This window comes from Enterovibrio sp. FF113 (genome assembly GCF_041439165.1).
Lineage (GTDB): Bacteria > Pseudomonadota > Gammaproteobacteria > Enterobacterales > Vibrionaceae > Enterovibrio > Enterovibrio norvegicus_A.
The window spans coordinates 87,261-103,059 of sequence record NZ_JBGONO010000008.1 but is presented as its reverse complement, the minus strand read 5'-3'; the positions used below and the strand labels follow the sequence as shown (position 1 = coordinate 103,059).

The following is a 15,799-nucleotide window of genomic DNA, read 5'->3' as shown; positions in this document are numbered from 1 at the left end:
TTTCATATGCAGCTTACTAACTTGCACGAGTTTTAAAGAAGGTAACCAGTTCAAGCAAACTTTCCGCCTCAGCGAGTAAGTTCTCACTGGCTGCCGTGGTTTCCTCAGCCAAACCCGCGTTTTGCTGCGTCATATTATCCATTTCAGTCACCGCGCGGTTAATCTCGCCAATGCCTTGTGATTGCTCCTGAGTGGCCGTGCTCATGTCGCCAATCAACTTAGATACACTCTTAATGGCATCAACAATTTCGACCAAATTATTACCCGACTCTCTCACCAAATGTGTGCCGTCTTTGGTTTTATTGACACTGGCATTGATCAGCTCTTTGATTTCAATCGAGGCTTTGGCGCTTCGTTGAGCGAGGTTACGCACCTCTCCAGCAACCACCGCAAAACCGCGTCCTTGCTCGCCGGCACGCGCAGCTTCCACCGCCGCATTCAGCGCCAAAAGGTTTGTCTGGAAGGCGATTTCATTGATAACGCCAATGATGTCAGAAATCTGCTTACTGGATTTTTCGATCTCAGCCATCGCACCGACTGCCTCAAGCACCACTTTACCGCCGCGTTCTGCTTTTTGCGTGGCTTCATTGGCCAACATCACAGCACTTTGAGACGTATCTGCGTTCTGCTGAACCGTAGCAGTGATTTCTTGCATACTCGCTGCCGTTTCCTCCAAGCTGGCTGCTTGAGATTCAGTGCGGTCGCTTAAGTCAGTTGTACCTAACTTTATCTCGCGCGCGCCACTGCCCACAGAGTTAGATCCTCGGACAATATCTGTAACCAACTTGTTGAGGTGGTCAATGGTTGAATTAAGCGCATTACGAACAGGTTCAAATTCTGCATCCAACGTCTCCCCCACCGTGTGATTAAGATCCCCCTTGGAGAGCGACAATAGACAATCACTGATCAAGGACACTGCGCGTTTTTTCGACGTGATATCGGTCGCGTATTTGACGACTTTAATTGGTTTTCCATTCATATCGCGAATGGGGTTGTACGAGGCCTGAATCCACACTTCGCGGCCGCCTTTAGCAATACGTCGAAACTCGGCACTTTCAAATTCACCGCGATTGAGTTTTTCCCAAAAGGCTTTGTATTCACGCGAACCACTTTCCTGTTGATCAACGAAAAGAGAGTGATGACGCCCTTGAACTTCTTTCAGCGTATATCCCATCGCGTTTAAGAAATTATCATTGGCATGGCGAATCGTGCCGTCCATGTCAAATTCAATGACCGCTTGGGATTTTCCAATGGCTTCAATTTGACCTTCAAAGTCTGAGTTTTTTAATTTTTGTGCCGTCACATCAGAGGCATACTTAACAACTTTGAAGGGTCGACCCGATGCATCCAGGATGGGATTGTAAGAGGCTTGTATCCATATTTCTTTGCCTCCTTTACCAATTCGCTTGTACTCGCCAGCCTGAAATTCGCCGCTACCAAGCTTTTTCCAAAAATTCTTATATTCTTGGGAGTCTCGTTGCTCACGGCCAACAAACATAGAATGATGTTTACCTTCGATTTCTTCTAATCGATAACCCACAGCATTAAGGAAATTGTCGTTTGCCTGGCGAATAGTGCCGTCGAGATTAAATTCAATCACCGCCTGTGACTTACCAATTGCTGCAACTTGACCCGCAAAATCAGCGTTTCGCAACTTGTGCACAGTAATGTCAGTGGCGAACTTAACAACTTTAAACGGTTTACCATCCTCATCCAGAATAGGGTTGTAAGATGCGCTAATCCACACCTCTTTACCGCCTTTTCCTAGACGCTTATATTGCGCACTCTGAAACTCACCAGTCGCCAGAAGTTCCCAAAACTGTCGGTATTCTGTTGAACGAGCATAGTCAGACTCCACAAACATCGAATGATGCTTACCAACGATTTCCTCTCGCGTATATCCCACCACACCAAGGAAATTATCATTGGCGTTGAGGATGTTTCCTTTCATATCAAATTCGATGACACCTTGACTACGATTTATGGCATTGATTTGGCCTGAGTAATCAAGATTTTTGTTTTTATCTTGCGTGATATCAGTGACAAATTTCACCACTTTCCTCACGCTACCCTCAGCAGAATAAACCGGCGTATACGATGCCTGAATCCAGACATTCACCCCATTATTCCCCACGCGTTTGTACTCGGAGGAAAACGATTTACCATTCGCCAATTTGGCCCAAAAATCACGATATTCCATGGATTTTGCATAAGCGGGGTCAACGAACATCGAATGATGCTTCCCGACGATTTGCTCAAGGCCGTAACCCATGACTTTGAGAAAATTCTCGTTCGCAAATAGAATATGGCCCGAAGGGTCGAATTCAATGATCGCAATCGACTTATCAAGCGCAGCGATCTTGGCATTGGCATCGCTTCCAACGTCAGTGTGAGAGCCAATCACACTACCCATGGCTCGCTTCAAGTTTGATAAAAATGACTTTTGCATTAATGAGACTCCCGTATCCTCTTATAGAATACTAGTCGACGTCCTACATTCTTCCTCCCTTTACTCGTTTTAAATCAATCTTATTTGCCGACTATCCAAGCAACATCAAAATGCTTGCTCAACAAGAATGTGTGGCGGGTCAAAAAAGCCAGCATTTCGCTGGCTTTTTGTCTCGCGGGCACGTGGTGGCGGAGATTAAATCAGGCCAAGTTCGCGCAGGCGCTCCATCAAATAACGGTGAGCAGTATAGCGCTCAGAAAGCACCACTTCAGGCTTTGGATGCAGGAACAAAGGCAATGAAATGCGAGACTTGCTCATGTCCGCACCTTCTGGGTTCACCACACGGTGTGTGGTTGATGGAAAGTAACCGCCTGATGCTTCCTGCAACATATCGCCAATATTAATAATGATGTTGCCAAAATCACATGGGACATCTAACCATTCCCCTTCTTTACCGAGCACTTGCAGGCCAGGCTCATTGGCGGCAGGCAAGATAGTGAGCAAGTTAATATCTTCATGCGCGGCAGCACGAATTGCGTCAGGTTCTTCATTCCCGAGCATTGGCGGATAGTGCAACACACGGAGCAAGGTTTTATCGCTGCCGTCTATCATGCTCGACAGCGACTGCGAATATCGTACGGATACCTCTTCAGGAGAGTGGGTTTCAACCCACGCAAGTAGCTGTTGTGCAAGCCCATTGGCCTGTTCATAGTAATCTTGCAGCTCGTCCTTAAGTGTTTCAGGACACTGACCCCAAGGGTAATAATGAAAGAACTCTTTGATGTCTTTTTTCTTTTGACCTTTTGCCACTTCAGACACATCTGATGGGAAAAAACCATCTTGGCTTTCAGGTTTAAAACGAAAGTTCGCTTTGTCTTCACTGTCAAAAAATTGCTGCCAATGCTCATAGATTGAAGCCACTAAATCTTGGCTGATAGGGTGGTTTTTGAGTACGCCAAATCCTGTCTCACGGAGGGATTCAACGAAACGCGCAGCGGCATCAGGCGCGTTGAAATCGACGGCTTCCAATTTCATGGTGATTCACTTTCTTTTGAATTGTTATTGTAAGCCGTGATTCTAGCAGTTGGCCTCTCTAGGGCAACATAACGAACATAGAATATTTCTCTGGATTGCCTGTGTAACGGTTATCGGTGAGGGGATTGAGCCAGTACAAGGGAGCAAAAGGTTACTCCCTTTTACAGTGTAAAATCACCCCACACTTCGAAGCCCACAGGCTGATTGTTGCAGAGACTGCCATTCGTCACGCAGTACGCCATAACGCAGTGAATCAAAATACTCCCCTTGGTAGAAACGCACTTTGCGAATGCGCCCTTCTTCTTGCATACCTAATGCACTGGCACATTTCATCATGCGGGGGTTGCCAGACCAAGTGGTGAGGCCGATGCGCTCTACGTCGTAGTATTCAAAAAGATGAGAGATCCACAAGGTCAGTGCTTTACGGCCAATTTGTTTACCCCAATGTGTAGATGCAAAAATGGTAATGCCTACTTCTAACCAACGCGTGGATTGCTCTTCCCAATAGCAAGAAAGATATCCGACCGCCTCTCCTTGATAATCAATCACCATGGCGGTTTTCGCTTCTTTGAGGCGCTTAAACAGATGGCGGCGAAATTGAAATTTTGATTGATGCTCTAAGGGAAAGTAAGGCGCGTCGTGCGCTTTCCACTCATTGTCCACATAGATAAAGTGCCAGAGATGATCCCGCTCTTCGGTTTTGGCGGGACGCAAACGAATGTCGTCAAATGTAAACATGCTGCTCCTTGTCATGTCGCCGCTATCGCGGTCTTTTTTATCAATGTAACGCGAAGCTAGCGCCGATCAGGACAAACCCGTTATTTCCCCCAATGCGCTATTACCGTTAAAACTACTCCCAGTGAATGATACCCGAGCAACCTCAAGAAGCAGGATTCAGAGCCACTGTGTTTTTAAATCAGTAGCGTGCGCAAGCCTACAAACTATCGCTCAACAAACATCTTGAGGTTAGTTGGATATATATAGCTAATAGGAAATTCAATCATCCTACTGAGATCTGATTCTCAATTTTGATTACATGACGTTTGCAATATGGATGAGTCGTTGACGACATGGCTAACAAGTTATTGGACAAAGCGAAATGATTTCCTACCCTTTTGATAGAGCAAGCCACAATTCGCATAATAATTTTATACACAATGCACCATATTTGGGGATATCCGCTATGGCGTTAACAGCTCGGCAAGTCACGTTGATCACGAACAGTTTTCGCAAGGTAGAGCCTATCTCGCTTCAAGCTGCTGAAATATTCTACGACACACTGTTTTCATATGACCCGACACTAAAACCTCTTTTTAAGGGTGACATGAAGCAACAAGGTCGTAAATTGATGGCGATTTTGCATGCAGCAGTGAGCAGCTTGAACGCACCAGAGCAACTGCTTCCTGTATTACAGCAGTTAGCAAAACGCCACGAAGGGTATGGGGTAAAAAAAGCGCACTTTACGCCCGTAGGCAATGCATTGCTGCACACCCTCAAAGTAGGATTAGGTGATGATTTCACGCGAGAAACACGAGATGCTTGGGTCGAACTGATTCACTTTGTCGCAGACACGATGAAAGCAGAGATGGCGGCCTAAATCGCCACACTTGGTTGTTTTTTGCAAAAAAATAGCCGCTAAGCGGCTATTTTTTATGGATTATACACTTATGGCGCCACAACAATAGGACCACTAAACGCGTTCACCGCTGGAGCCTCACCTTTGAATTTCTCGTACTCCACAAGACAAGTATACGCACTGCACGCTTGTGCCAATTCTGACGTACCAATATCCAATGTCATGGTGTTTGGGTCACCATAGGTATCGATAGCACCAATTTCCGAACCTGTTGGACCATACCAAGCGCCCTCTTGTATACGAATCACACCTGATGGGTAATCATCCGACACCACAGCCCCAGCGATAAGCTGACCACGGTCGTTATAGACCCTAATCAAATCACCGTCTTTAATGCCTTTTGCTTTGGCATCAGAAGGGTTGATATAGGCAGGTTCACGTCCCTGCACCGTGTAGGTTTCACGAATGGCTGGCGACTCACACATTTGAGAGTGAAGACGTTTATCTGGATGGCAAGATTGCAGCCAAAATGGGAAGGACTCTGAACCGGGGCCGCCATGTGAACGCTCCGCTTTTTCAAACCACATGGGATGCTCTTGGCAGTATTCATAACCATAACTACCGATCTTCCGACTGGTTATCTCAATGAATCCGGATGGCGTACCCAGAGGGTTCAGTTCGGGATCTTCACGGAATAACGCATGACGAACAAAGGTATGACCTTCACCAAAACTCACGTAGCCATCTTTCCAGAACGTTTTAAAATCTGGCATCTCGAAGTTGCCTTTATTGGCCACCGCGCATTCATTGTAGAGTTTTTCCACCCACTGCATTTCGGTCATGTCTTGTGCAAATTCTTTCTCTTTACCAATGCCAAAGCGCTGAGTCAGCCCTTTGAAAATATCGAAGTCTGAACGAGATTGATAAAGTGGATCCACCAGCTTGTGCATAGCAAGCAATCCTGTGGCGGAATACGCGCCATAGAGATCAATATCGTTGCGTTCAAACTGGGTACAAGCAGGCAACACAATGTCAGAAAAACGGCAGGTGGCTGTCCACGCAAAATCAATGGTTACCGCTGTTTCAATGTTGTAGTAAGCCTTCTTCATTCGGTTGTGATCTTGGTGGTGATGCCAAGGGTTATTACCACTAACGACCACCATCTTGATCGGCGGCAATTTCACTTTACTGCCGTTGTAGTTGATCTCTTTACCCGGCTCTTCAATGGCTTCTATCCAACGCGCCACTGGAATGGTGCTTGAATAGCCTTTGAAGTCACTATTGTTATGAAGCGGCGTCATACCCGGATCAAGGTTCCGAGGGAAGCCACCCGGCCCAGCTGCGCCTGTGGCAGGCTCACCAATACCGCTATAGTGGTGAGCGTATGATACGCCACCACCAGGAAGGCCAATACCGCCCAGCATACTGGCGATAACCGCGCCCATCCAATATGGCTGCTCACCATGTTGCTGGCGCTGCACACACCAGCCAAACATAATCTGTGTGCGTTCGCTGGCAAGCATGCGTGCAAATTCACGGATCTTATCAGCAGGCACACCACAAATTGCAGATGCCCATTCTGGCGTTTTCTCGACTTTGTCTTTGGTTTTACCCGTCACGTAATCAACAAAGGGTTCAAAGCCTAGGCAATACAGTTTAATGAAGTCTTTGTCGTAAAGATCTTCGGTGTAAAGGGTATGTGCGATCCCCAACATGAACGGCACATCGGTTTGCGGATTGATATAGAGATGATCACAGCCGAGATAGTTCTGTGTTTTGCTCACCACAGGATCCACGGAGATCACCTTAATTTCACCTTTCGCGACTTTGTCTTTCAGCTCCGCAAAATAGCCGTACACATCATGGGTAGGACATTGCCATCCCACCTGTGCGTTTTTGACGGGATCGTTCGCCCAGATAATGATCTGTTTGGCGTTTTCCAACACCAACGGCCAAGAGGTTTGCTGTGCATACACTTCGGTAGAACCCAGCACGTAAGGCAAAATGGTTTGCCCTGCACCTGTTGAATAGTCACCGATTTTCTTCACGAAAAAGCCATGCATGGCAATGGCACGTTGCATGTGTGTGGTGCAACTATGGAATTGCCCAGTCTGACGCCAGCCGGTTTGGCCCGCTAATAGCCCTGATGGCCCATAGGTTTTCTGTACCCGCTCTAGTTCGCCATAAAATAGATCCAGTGCTTGATCCCACGTGACACGGATAAAACGATTATCGCCTCGCGTGGTATTCCAGCCCTCGGTTTTCTTCAACCAATCCAATCGTACCATCGGGTATCTAACCCGTGATGGGTTATAGATCAGCCCTTTAATCCCATCGAGCATTTCGGTTGGGTGTTTGTCATGGCTAAACGCCACCACTTCTGCCACTTCACCGCCAACAACGCGGGCACGGAATGCGCCCCAATGCGAGCCAGATGTGCGCCATGCTCCTTCTAACAATTCAGAGTTTGCTTCCGCATCTGTCGCGACAAGAAGGCTAGGTCCAATCGCGACCGTTGCACTGACAGATAACATGCGTTTTAAAAAAGAACGTCGATTCATCGCCATGCCGTTATCCCTCTTAGTGATCAGCAAAGGTGCTGGAATGTTTTTGCAAGTACTTGAGTACCAGCGCCTGGGTTGCTTGATCGAAATTCACAAAGCCCATCATGCCGTCAAACATACCCGGCCAAGTGTTAGCGTCAAAGTGCGCAACATCCGGTTGGGTGTGACACAAACTACAGTTCGTTTCATACGCTTGTTTGGCTTCGGTCCAAATAGGATCAACATTGTCGAGGAAGTTCGATTTTTTCGCCCACAGATCCACTTCTACACGCTGCCATGTTAGGCCGGTCAAATCGTCTTCTTTGGTTTCGAACGTTCTAATATCTGTTTGGCTCTGCGCAACGGCTTTAGACAATGCCGCCGAAGCGATATTCAAACCAAAGTCTTCATAAATTACGCGGCCAAAGCCTTTCATTTTGCGCCAACCTGTTATGGAAATTTTGATGGCGTCTTTGCTATCGTCAAGCACAGTCACTTTACTCGCAGGCTCAAGCACACCACCATCTTGGGTCAGGCCTTCATCGACATACATTTCTAAGAAATTGACGCTATAAACGGGTTTGTCTTTATCGAAACTGGTGCTGTGGGACATAGAAATAAGCTTGCCGAGCATGCCACCTGTTGAGTCCATTTCAGCAGGAAGTTCGTGGGCAATCCCTTTATGACAATCAATACAACTTTGATCCCGTTCGGCTGCTTGTGTCATTTGCAGACGCGCTGCGGGACGCATATTTTCTATCTGCATACTCTCGTACTTATGACATGTTTTACATTCAGCCGAGCCGTTGGCTGAAAATCGTGCCCACTCATGCTGAGCAAGTTCTAGTCGCTTATCGAGGAATTTTTCACGCGTGCCTATCACGCCAAATACTTGGGCGAACACTTCTTTACTTGCCTGCATTTTACGGGCGATTTTATCCGTCCAATTGTGAGGAACATGACAGTCCGGACAAGTCGCACGCACCCCCGATGTGTTAGACCAATGCACGGTGTGCTGCAATTCGGGATACACGTTTTCACGCATGGTGTGGCAGGAAATACAGAATTTTTCCGTGTTCGTCATTTCCAGTGCGGTGTTAAACCCGCCCCAGAAAATCACACCTGCAATAAACCCACCTAGTGTCAGGGCGCCTAAACTGATTTTTGTTGCTGGGCGCCGCATGGTTGCCCAAAGTTTTCTTATAAATTCTTTCATCGATATCTGCTCTTGCTCATCAGGTCACCGAGTAACGTTGGTGCGACGATCTGGGTGATTTTCTTGCGCACTTTCACGCGTCAATTGAATGCAACGTTTGGGTGGGATTTAACCGTGTCCCGGAGGACCAAAAAGAAATATCTGACTCATCCAGATAAGAAAGCCATAACCGCCAATCAATACGACACTTAGGATCGGAAACAAAAAAATGGCGATAAAACAGAACGCCCGCCACTCAAAGCTTCTTTTCTCCGGTTCCTGAACAATATTGTTTTCACTGTGTTCCATAACGATGCCTCGCTCATCTGATGACGTGATCACCCTTCGCCATCAAGGTTTATTGGTATTTATCCAACTAGTCTAGGAGAACCATTTCGATTATGTGTCTCTTTATTGATGCAAATATCAATGCGAAGTCGTTGATTACAGTACGCAAGCAGATAAATCTGAACGGAATATTCAGAGGAGGGAAAAACTGAGAACACATAAATTCTGTCCGCTATACGCCATTTTTTTAATGGACTGTCGCTTTGAGCCTTAAGCTAGGCTATTTGGCCCCTGCTTTGTCAATCAGATACCCTTACAAACCATCCACAATCGAATCTCTCGGCGTTAACCTTAAGATATTGAAAAAACGTGTTTATTTAGTGATATTTGCGTTTTTCGTAGGGCTAGTAGTCAACAACATCTAGGCTCTGCCAATTCCATCACGCATTTACACTGTAAACTTTGTGCTCATTAATGATTCACTGTGCTGGCGATATATTGGTCTATTATTTTTTCATGTAACTCTTTATTTAGTCTAAGAAAAACAATGAAACCAATTGCATCTCCGATTCTCTACCATGTGTATGTTCGCAGCTTCTTTGACAGCAATGGCGATGGCGTCGGCGATCTCGATGGGGTGCGAGAAAAACTAGACTATTTTGTATGGTTAGGCGTTGACGGCATCTTGCTATCCCCTATTTTTGAATCGCCACTGAGTGATTTTGGTTACGACATCACCAATCTTCGCTGTCTGAATGGGGAATATGGGGATATCGAAACATTCACACGACTGGTGAAAGAGGCAAGAGCACGCAATCTTCTGGTCTTCCTTGATTTTGTGGCTAACCACACGTCTAGTAAGCACCCCTGGTTTTTAGAAAGCAGTTCTGGCAACAATACCCCCAAGGCAGATTGGTATGTGTGGACACCAGCACGAAAAGATGGCACCCCACCCAACAATTGGCTCACCATTTTCGGGGAGTCCGCATGGCGCTGGCACCCTACCCGCGGCGAGTACTATTTACACAACACCCTGAGCAATCAACCCGACCTGAATTACCGAAATACCGAGGTGGTTCGACAATTAATGGGTAATGTCCGGTTTTGGCTCGACTTGGACATTGACGGGTTGCGCTTCGATTCGGTGAATCTGTTCCTGCACGACGACAAATTGCGCAGCAATCCTTCACGACATTTGGGGTGGCAAGACGAAGCAAGGGCCGACCCATATCGCTACCAGAGTCAACGCTATAACATCAGTCGGCCTGAGAATATTCATCTGCTTAAACAGCTTCGCGTGATTGCTGATAGCTACGATGAAAGGAAGTGGCTTCTAGGGTCATTGAGCGACCCGTCTCCTTATGCCGTGATTGACCGTTACACCAGCGAAGGCGATGCGCTGGATGCCGCCAATGTATTCGAATCACTTAGCATGTGTCATAACTTTCAGCAGGTTGGTGAGCAACTCAATGCTTTTTTCAATGCTGTGCATCCAGGGATGGGGTGCTGGAGCACGGGCAATCACGATATCGCCCGCACGGTGTCGCGCTGGCAAGACGCAAAAAACCAACCTGAGTCCGCCAAGCTCTTGCTGACCATGTTGTGCAGCTTGCAAGGTGTAATCAGCATTTACCAAGGGGAAGAGTTGGGTTTACCGGAAGCCAATGTGCCGCCTGCGGCACGGAAAGATTTCTTTGGTCAACAAGTCATCGCCAATTATGTTGGCCGCGATGGCTGCCGAACGCCGCTACCATGGTCTCAAACACATGCCCATCTAGGTTTTAGCGATCACACCCCGTGGCTTCCGGCTGCGCAAGAACATGCCCCTCTAGCAATAGACGCTCAAATGGCAAACACTGATTCAGCGCTCCATTTCACCCATGCCTTGTTGAAATGGCGAAAAAACCAACCAGCACTCGTTGAAGGGAGCTGTCGTGTGTTGGCATTCAATGATTCTCTGATGGTGTTGGAACGCCACCACGAATCCCAAACCCTCATCATTGCATTAAACGGTTCAGCCCAAGACGCCACCATTCGGCTAAATTTACCGAATACAGCGGCGACGATTGATGTGCCTCATATGAACAATGTCTCTGCAGAAGCTAACGGTGTATTGAACCTCAAACCTTGGCAAGCATGGGCTGGCGAACTAAATCGCTAATTTTAGTAAATGCTCATATATGAAAAAGAATTCAAGACGTTAACCGCCCATACTGTTGAAACAATGAACGGACAATGGTCGCGTTCTATTAGGGAAGCAACAAAGAAAATAACAAAAACAGCCATGTCGAATAAGGAGCAAGTAATGTCAGATCCCGTCGTGTCAGGTAATCAGCCGATCAAAGTCACCCTCGAGAAAGACAAGGAGTATTACTACTGCCAGTGTGGACGTTCGAAGAATCAACCTTTTTGTGATGGTGCCCATGCGGGTACGTCGTTTACCCCGCTCGCCTACAAGGCAGACAAAGACGGTGATTCATGGTTTTGTGCCTGCAAACACACAGGGAATTCCCCGTTTTGCGATGGTACACATACGCGCTATACAGCAGACGATGTAGGCAAAGAAATGCCTGAAGTACAACACACAGATGCAGCGCCTGCCGCTAAAGCAACACCAGAAGAACCGTTTGTTGAGCTTATCCACCAATTGGCGAAAGATGGCCTGAGCAAATTTGGGCATCATGGTCCAATGACATCGATGGGCGTGCCTCGTTACAAGTTACCTGAATGGGATCAAATCCAAGTCATGGTGGCGCAAATGGCAACCAAGCCGCTGCTTGATGATGTTCCCGTCTCGACAGAGTTGGTGATTGGTCCTCGGGCGAAAAAGCCGCTAACGCTCTCTACCCCACTGTTTGTGTCTGACATGAGCTTCGGCGCTTTGTCGGAAGAGGCCAAAGTGGCGCTGGCAATGGGCGCTGAAAAAGCGGGGACGGGCATTTGTTCAGGTGAAGGCGGCATGTTGCCGGAAGAGCATGCGGCGAACAGTCGCTATTTCTACGAGTTGGCGAGCGCCAAATTCGGTTACAAAGAAGATCTACTCAAAGGCGTTCAAGCGTTCCATTTTAAAGGCGGCCAAGGGGCAAAAACAGGGACTGGCGGGCATCTACCAGGGATCAAAAATCACGGTAAAATCTCTGAAGTTCGCGGCATTCCCGAAGGCACCGACGCTATTTCCCCGTCAACCTTTGTCGATTTGCACACCGCGGCTGATTTTGCCCGCTTTGCCGATGAAGTGCGCGCGGTGACAGGCGGTATTCCTATTGGGTTTAAGCTCAGTGCCAACCATGTGGAAGCGGATATTGGCTTTGCACTTGATGCAGGTGCAGATTACATCATCCTCGATGGTCGTGGCGGCGGCACTGGCGCTGCGCCTACCCTGTTTCGCGATCACATCAGTGTTCCCACCATTCCCGCTTTGGCGCGTGCTCGACGCTTCTTGGATTCACAAGGCGCTAGCGATGTCACCTTGATCATTACAGGTGGCCTTCGTTTGCCGAGTGATTTTGTTAAAGCGCTGGCGTTGGGGGCTGACGGCATTGCTATTTCTAACAGTGCGATGCAAGCCATTGGCTGTATTGGTGCGAGAATGTGTAATTCCAATATGTGTCCCGCGGGTATTGCGACCCAAGATCCAGCGCTGCGAAAACGCCTCAATGTTGAAAAGTCCGCAGAGCAGCTCTATAACTTTTTCACGGCTTCAACACACCTGATGCAAGTGATGGCGAGAGCATGTGGACATGATGATCTGAGTAAATTTAATATCAACGATATCGCCACTTTCCACAAAGAGATGGCAGAGCTTGCTGGTATTCACTACTCAGGCGCAGGCCCAGCTGGACATTAATCTTGTCTAAATACTGAATGCGCTCCACAAAAAAGAGGCAGGGTATTCCTGCCTCTTTGTCGTTTTAAGGTATCGCGGTAAAACGCTACGTCATGGCGTGACCACCAGCAATGGCGTAGTTTCACCCACCACAGAGCGTTTGAACGCCTTTCCGTCTCGATCGAACAAGTGACAATAGTCTTCAGGGAACTCAATACAGCGCTTGTCGCCCGCCCGAATCGTTGTTTGTCCTTCTATTCGGATAACAACAGGGTCAGCGCTTTGCGGCGTATTGAAATACATCAAGCATTCATTACCCAATTGCTCAACCACGCTCAGTTCTACCCCGCCTTCTTGAATTGCGTCTTTCTCGCCAAAGCGAATGTGTTCTGGGCGGATCCCCACCACACAAGGGTCACCAACACTGGCGCCAATCGAATTCGCCGCCACAGAGATTTCCTGCCCTCGGTGAATTTGAACCTGCGTGGTGAACTCACCCACTTCCACAATGTCTGCGGTCAGAAAGTTCATCTTCGGCGAACCAATAAAGCCCGCGACAAAGGTATTGGCGGGATGATTATAAAGCTCTAGCGGAGATCCCACTTGCTCCACTCGCCCAGCATCCAATACCACGATCTTGGTCGCCAATGTCATCGCTTCAACCTGATCATGGGTCACGTAGATCATTGTCGCGCCTAGGCGATCGTGCAATCTGGCAATTTCCATGCGCATTTGAACACGCAACGACGCATCCAAGTTCGACAATGGCTCATCGAACAAAAAGACTTTAGGTTCACGAACGATGGCGCGGCCGATAGCAACACGCTGGCGTTGGCCACCAGAGAGCTCCTTCGGTTTCCGTTCCAGTAGGGGATCTAATTGCAACGCGGCCGCAACTTCACGCACTTTCTCGTCCACAGTCTTAGGCGCTGTTTTTGCCAATTGCAGGCCAAATGCCATGTTGTCGTAAACAGTCATGTGCGGATACAGAGCGTAGGATTGGAACACCATGCCGATCCCACGCTCAGGCGGTGGCAGATCATTACAAACCTCCCCTTCGATCAGCAGTTCACCACTGGTAATATCTTCAAGGCCCGCGATCAAACGCAGTAACGTGGATTTACCGCATCCTGACGGCCCAACGAAAACCACAAAGTCACCGGATTGAATATTCAGATCAACATCTTTAGTGACATGGACTTTGCCAAACTTCTTATTAACTTTCTTTAAAATGACCTCAGCCATAATGCATCCTTACCCGTTTGATTCTGTTGCAAAGGCCGCCTGATAGGGCGGTAGGGTGACCGACCCATTCTCGATTTCAAAGGTGAAACCATGGCCTTCCAATGCTTGCCAACTTCCGGCTGGCAGCGTCATGGTCATCGAAGAATCGGTGAGATTAAACACCAACAGCACACGTTGATTGGCATCGGATCGCACGAAACGCAAGCCTTGAAGGGTTGATGCCAAATCGGTGAGATCACCACTCACCAATGCAGGGAATTGCTTACGCCAACGCAGATATCCACGATAATGAGCAAGCATGCTGTTTGTGTCGGATTCCTGTGTGTTCACGGCTAATGCACTGTGGCGGCGATCAACGGGCAACCAAGGCTCAGCTTGGCTAAATCCCGCATTCTGCTCGTTCGCAATCCAAGGCATCGGTGTTCGACAGCCATCTCGCCCTTTGTATTCAGGCCAGAATGGGATGCCATAGGGATCTTGGATTTTATGGAAAGGAATGTCGGCTTCTGGCAAGCCCAGCTCTTCACCTTGGTACAAACACACGCTGCCTCGCAGGGATGTGAGCAGCGCCAACAACACCTTGCCATACGCGCACGGATCCGATTCTTCCGATCCCCAGCGTGACACACATCGCACCACATCATGGTTGGACAGTGCCCAGCACGCCCAACCGTCACCAATCGCAGATTCAATGTTCTCGATCACCGACGCTAAATAAGCTGGGGAACGATGAACATTGAGCAAGTCGAAGGTATAGGCCATGTGCAGTTTGTCGTTACCACTGGTGTATTGCGCCATCAAAGCCAAGGGGTCATCGTCGCCGATCTCCCCTACAGTGGTAATGTCTTCGTATTGATCCAGTAACACCCGCAATTGCTCGAGAAAGCCAATGTTCTCAGGCTGTGAGATATCGTATTTGTGCTTTTGCATGGAATACGGATTCGTGCCTGGCACGCCCAATGATTTACTGTCTCCGGAAGACAACGGGGGATTGTCACGCAGTTGACGATCATGGGTGTAGAAATTGACGGTATCAAGGCGGAAACCATCGACGCCCAAATCGAGCCAAAACTTCACCGTATCCAGAAGATGCGTCACGACGTCAGGGTTGTGGAAGTTGAGATCCGGTTGACTAACAAGGAAGTTATGAAGGTAATATTGTTGACGACGGCTTTCCCATTGCCATGCGCAGCCACCAAAAATGGATAGCCAGTTATTCGGTGGCGTGCCATCGGGTTTGGGATCCGCCCAGACATACCAATCGGCTTTAGGGTTGTCACGGTTGACGCGACTTTCCTCAAACCACGCGTGCTCGTCAGAGGTATGACTAAGCACCAGATCGATCATCACTTTAAGCCCCAGATCGTGCGCGGTCATGACCAACTGTTTGAAATTATCCAATGAGCCAAACAATGGGTCGACATCGCAGTAATCCGATACGTCATAACCGAAGTCTTTCATGGGTGATTTAAAGAAAGGCGACAACCAAATAGCATCGACCCCTAACGCGGCGACATAAGGAAGCTGTTGGGTGATGCCGGGTAAATCACCGATACCGTCTTGGTTAGCATCATAAAAGCTACGAGGGTAAATTTGGTAAATCACCGCACCGCGCCACCAAGGCAATTGTTGTTGATTCATT

At 48.0% G+C, this 15,799-nt stretch carries 11 protein-coding genes; 3 read left to right on the top strand and 8 right to left on the bottom strand.

Going from position 1 to position 15,799, the window contains the following annotated elements; translation table 11 throughout:
• Nucleotides 1-16 precede the first annotated feature (16 nt).
• The 3 genes from ACED36_RS08260 to ACED36_RS08250 all read right to left on the bottom strand — a co-directional run bounded on the left by ACED36_RS08260 (nt 17) and on the right by ACED36_RS08250 (nt 4,222).
• Nucleotides 17-2,449: a methyl-accepting chemotaxis protein gene (locus ACED36_RS08260; protein ID WP_016959942.1), complete on the bottom strand. Its 2,433-nt coding sequence runs from the start codon at nt 2,447-2,449 to the stop codon at nt 17-19.
• A 195-nt stretch (nt 2,450-2,644) separates the two neighbouring features.
• Complete coding sequence (locus tag ACED36_RS08255) at nt 2,645-3,484, bottom strand: isopenicillin N synthase family dioxygenase (protein WP_371733084.1); 840 nt, start codon at nt 3,482-3,484, stop codon at nt 2,645-2,647.
• Between the two features lie 174 nt (nt 3,485-3,658).
• The gene (locus ACED36_RS08250) at nt 3,659-4,222 is read right to left on the bottom strand and encodes a GNAT family N-acetyltransferase (RefSeq protein WP_016959940.1); all 564 of its coding nucleotides are present in this window, start codon (nt 4,220-4,222) and stop codon (nt 3,659-3,661) included.
• 445 nt (nt 4,223-4,667) lie between these two features.
• Here ACED36_RS08250 and ACED36_RS08245 point away from each other — a divergent pair, with 445 nt between their 5' ends.
• Nucleotides 4,668-5,081: a globin family protein gene (locus tag ACED36_RS08245; RefSeq protein WP_016959939.1), complete on the top strand. Its 414-nt coding sequence runs from the start codon at nt 4,668-4,670 to the stop codon at nt 5,079-5,081.
• 68 nt (nt 5,082-5,149) lie between these two features.
• Here the strand turns inward: ACED36_RS08245 and torA are convergent, their stop codons facing one another.
• The 3 genes from torA to torE form a co-directional block, all read right to left on the bottom strand.
• The gene (gene torA / locus ACED36_RS08240) at nt 5,150-7,627 is read right to left on the bottom strand and encodes a trimethylamine-N-oxide reductase TorA (RefSeq protein WP_016959938.1); all 2,478 of its coding nucleotides are present in this window, start codon (nt 7,625-7,627) and stop codon (nt 5,150-5,152) included.
• 13 nt (nt 7,628-7,640) lie between these two features.
• Nucleotides 7,641-8,819, bottom strand: coding sequence for a pentaheme c-type cytochrome TorC (gene torC, locus ACED36_RS08235; protein WP_371733083.1), 1,179 nt, complete (start codon nt 8,817-8,819; stop codon nt 7,641-7,643).
• 108 nt (nt 8,820-8,927) lie between these two features.
• Nucleotides 8,928-9,107: a trimethylamine N-oxide reductase system protein TorE gene (gene torE, locus ACED36_RS08230; protein ID WP_017003078.1), complete on the bottom strand. Its 180-nt coding sequence runs from the start codon at nt 9,105-9,107 to the stop codon at nt 8,928-8,930.
• Between the two features lie 526 nt (nt 9,108-9,633).
• On the opposite strand from torE, the gene ACED36_RS08225 reads away from it, so the two are divergent.
• Together ACED36_RS08225 and ACED36_RS08220 are read left to right on the top strand one after the other, a co-directional pair.
• Complete coding sequence (locus ACED36_RS08225; RefSeq protein WP_371733082.1) at nt 9,634-11,247, top strand: alpha-amylase family glycosyl hydrolase; 1,614 nt, start codon at nt 9,634-9,636, stop codon at nt 11,245-11,247.
• A gap of 144 nt (nt 11,248-11,391) precedes the next feature.
• Complete coding sequence (locus ACED36_RS08220; RefSeq protein ID WP_017003076.1) at nt 11,392-12,933, top strand: glutamate synthase-related protein; 1,542 nt, start codon at nt 11,392-11,394, stop codon at nt 12,931-12,933.
• Nucleotides 12,934-13,023: 90 nt separating this feature from the next.
• Here the strand turns inward: ACED36_RS08220 and ACED36_RS08215 are convergent, their stop codons facing one another.
• A complete protein-coding gene (locus ACED36_RS08215; protein ID WP_016959933.1) occupies nt 13,024-14,157 on the bottom strand; it encodes an ABC transporter ATP-binding protein in 1,134 nt (377 codons plus the stop codon).
• Between the two features lie 9 nt (nt 14,158-14,166).
• Complete coding sequence (locus ACED36_RS08210) at nt 14,167-15,798, bottom strand: alpha-glucosidase (RefSeq protein WP_371733081.1); 1,632 nt, start codon at nt 15,796-15,798, stop codon at nt 14,167-14,169.
• Nucleotide 15,799: the final 1 nt, after the last annotated feature.

Coding starts and splice junctions, on each gene's coding strand:
- ACED36_RS08260 (WP_016959942.1), bottom strand. CDS start 2,449: ATGCAAAAGTCATTTTTATCAAACTTGAAGCGAGCCATGGGTAGTGTG.
- ACED36_RS08255 (WP_371733084.1), bottom strand. CDS start 3,484: ATGAAATTGGAAGCCGTCGATTTCAACGCGCCTGATGCCGCTGCGCGT.
- ACED36_RS08250 (WP_016959940.1), bottom strand. CDS start 4,222: ATGTTTACATTTGACGACATTCGTTTGCGTCCCGCCAAAACCGAAGAG.
- ACED36_RS08245 (WP_016959939.1), top strand. CDS start 4,668: ATGGCGTTAACAGCTCGGCAAGTCACGTTGATCACGAACAGTTTTCGC.
- torA (WP_016959938.1), bottom strand. CDS start 7,627: ATGGCGATGAATCGACGTTCTTTTTTAAAACGCATGTTATCTGTCAGT.
- torC (WP_371733083.1), bottom strand. CDS start 8,819: ATGAAAGAATTTATAAGAAAACTTTGGGCAACCATGCGGCGCCCAGCA.
- torE (WP_017003078.1), bottom strand. CDS start 9,107: ATGGAACACAGTGAAAACAATATTGTTCAGGAACCGGAGAAAAGAAGC.
- ACED36_RS08225 (WP_371733082.1), top strand. CDS start 9,634: ATGAAACCAATTGCATCTCCGATTCTCTACCATGTGTATGTTCGCAGC.
- ACED36_RS08220 (WP_017003076.1), top strand. CDS start 11,392: ATGTCAGATCCCGTCGTGTCAGGTAATCAGCCGATCAAAGTCACCCTC.
- ACED36_RS08215 (WP_016959933.1), bottom strand. CDS start 14,157: ATGGCTGAGGTCATTTTAAAGAAAGTTAATAAGAAGTTTGGCAAAGTC.
- ACED36_RS08210 (WP_371733081.1), bottom strand. CDS start 15,798: ATGAATCAACAACAATTGCCTTGGTGGCGCGGTGCGGTGATTTACCAA.